Source organism: Coleofasciculus sp. FACHB-712 (genome assembly GCF_014695635.1).
Taxonomy (GTDB): Bacteria; Cyanobacteriota; Cyanobacteriia; order Cyanobacteriales; family FACHB-T130; genus FACHB-T130.
The window spans coordinates 1-2,825 of sequence record NZ_JACJOQ010000090.1 but is presented as its reverse complement, the minus strand read 5'-3'; the positions used below and the strand labels follow the sequence as shown (position 1 = coordinate 2,825).

Sequence of the window (2,825 nt, the reverse complement as noted above, 5' to 3'; positions counted from 1 at the left end):
TCTAGTGGCTTGGAAAAGAAGAATCCTTGCCCAGCTTCGCAGCGTAGCGATCGCAGTTGTTCCATCTGAGCCGCCGTTTCTACACCTTCTGCGATCACATCTAATCCCAGATGGTGAGCCAGCGTAACAATCGTTTTTACAATCTCAGAATTTTCGCCTGCATCCATCCGGCTAACAAAGGAGCGGTCAATCTTCAGAGTATTGAGCGGAAAGCGGTGCAAATAACTCAAAGAAGAATAGCCGGTTCCGAAGTCATCAATACTAAGTTGAATTCCGGAGTTGCTTAGTTGCTCTAAACTAGCCGTAGCGGCGGCAGCATTTTCCATCACCACACTTTCGGTAATTTCCAGTTTTAGACTTGGTGCTGGTAACTCGGTTTCTTGGAGAATTTGCTGAATTTGCTCGACCAAATTAGGTTTTGAAAACTGTCTGCCGGAAAGATTAACGCTGATGGTTAATGGTGCTAAGTCAGGAAATTCTTGTTGCCAAAGCCGCATTTGACGGCAGGCTTCGCGCAGAACCCACGCTCCCAAAGGGATGATTAAACCTGTTTCTTCTGCAATCGGGATAAAATCAACTGGGGAAATCAAGCCGCGAAACGGGTGAGACAAGCGCACCAGTGCCTCGAAACCAGTAATTCTGCCAGTCATGAAGCAGACAATGGGCTGATAGTGAAGCAGGAAGGAATGACTGAAGGATGCGGACTCACGGCTGAGTGAAGAGTAACCAGAAGAATTGACAGTTTTTGTTTGAAGCCGGTCTTTTACCTTAGCCTGGGCTAGGGCTTGTCTGAGATCGTTTTCTAGCTGCAAGCGAGCCACCGCATGAGTGTGCATGGTGGTGGTAAACACTTCGTAACGGGCTTTGCCCAGCGCCTTGGCTTGATATAAGGCGATGTCGGCGTCACGCAGAATGTCTCCGGGATAGGGGCAAGTTTTGTAAGTGCCTGATGAGCCTTGTTGCTCGATTGCGCTTAAGGTAATGCCAATGCTGGCTGTCACGACGACCTCGTGTCTGTCTAGGTTGAAAGGCTGCCGGAGGTCTTTTTGGATGCGTTTGGCGATCGCTTCTGCGACGCCGATATCTTGAATATCTTCTAAGAGAATGACAAATTCATCGCCCCCAAGCCGTGCCACAGTATTGCTGCCACACAGAGAGCCTTGCAGGTAAGAAGCGACGCTGCTTTGCAGCCGCTTTGCTAACGCAACCAGCAGTTGGTCTCCGACGACATGACCGAGGCTATCATTGACGACTTTGAAGCGATCGAGATCCAGAAATAAGACGGCAAACAGATGTTCTGGCTGTCTTCTCGTTCGGGCGATCGCCTGGGACAGCCGCTCCATAAATAAGGCTCGATTGGGCAAACCTGTCAGCGGATCGTGAAATGCATCATAGATGAGATGTTCCTCAGCCACCTTGCGGTCGGTAATATCCGTCTGCGATCCTGCCATGCGGTAGGCTTTGTCATTGGCATCTCGAATCGCCATTCCTCGACAAAGCATCCATCGATAGGTTTGATCTTTATGTAACATCCGATATTCTTTCTCGAAGTGGTGAGTCAACCCTTCTAGATGGGCAGCGATCGCGCTTTTGACTCGCTCCAAATCTTCTGGATGTACGCGGTTAAACCACTCCTCCGGGCTATCGCCAATTTCATCCTCTTGGCAACCCAACATCGATTTCCAGCGCGGCGAAAAATAGAAGGTTTCCGCTTTCAGGTTCCAATCCCACAACCCCTCGTTACTCCCCCGAACCGCCAATGCATAGCGCTCTTCACTTTCCCGCAGCGCCTCTTCCGCTAACTGGCGTTCGTTCGCCGTTGCCAAGACATTCGCAACCGCTTGCAAAAAATGAACTTCGTCTTCCGTAAACCATCGGTGGTTTGGGGTGTGAACGCTCAAAACACCGAAGGGGTTCCCCTGACTATGAATAATCACACTCATGCCAGCAATTACACGGTGGTTGTGCAGCAGTGGCGTTCCGGAAAAGCGCGTTTCGATCCGGAGGTCTTCCACAATCACCGGCTTCCCCGTCAGCAAGGTATATCCTGCCTGGGAACGATCGTGGGCACCGATGATTGCCGAACCCACCAACCCTTCCTGCCAACCAATGCCCGCCCTCATGAAGAAAGCATTGCCTCCCGGCATCAGTTCCATAACCTGGCAATAGGGCACTTCCAAGGTTTGGGCAACCAACTTCACCGCTTCTTGCATCAGCGCATCTAGATTGGTGCCAGAGAGCGCACCTTGCCCTAGTTGAGCCACCACTGCTGAAGCCCGCGCATGAGATTTTAGTTCGTACTCAGCGGCTTTGCGATCGCTAATATCTCGTTGCACCGCTAGCAAATGGGTAAACCAACCCGTACTATCTGCCAGGGGTAAGATATTCAGTTCTACCCAAAAATCGGAACCATCTTTGCGGTAGTTAATCAACTCGACTCTGACCGGCTCCCATCGTGACAAAGCTTGACGAATTTTATCAAGTTGCGATCGCTCAGTTTTCGGTCCTTGCAACAACCGGGGAGTCTTACCGATTACCTCTTCCGGTTGATAGCCGGTCATTTGGGTGAAGGTCTGATTTACATAGACAATTCTGGGGCCAAGCGGCTCTTCCAATGGCTCGGCTTCTGTAATGACAATCGCGTCATTTGCATTGATAACAATGGATTCTAGTAGGCGCAGGCGCTCCTCAGAGAGCGTAAAGAAACGCTCTTGCTGTTCTTCCCCTCGTGAGTGCGATTGGGGGGCACGGGTTAAGCGGTTCAAACCACGGCGTAGTTCTTGTTGAGCCGCAACCTGACGAGCGATGATTCGCAGTGCTTCGGA

The 2,825-nt window shown here is 50.8% G+C and carries 1 protein-coding gene; it reads right to left on the bottom strand.

Going from position 1 to position 2,825, the window contains the following annotated elements:
• On the bottom strand, positions 1-2,825 hold a 2,825-nt coding region (locus H6F50_RS02210; protein WP_190425850.1), incomplete at both ends, for an EAL domain-containing protein.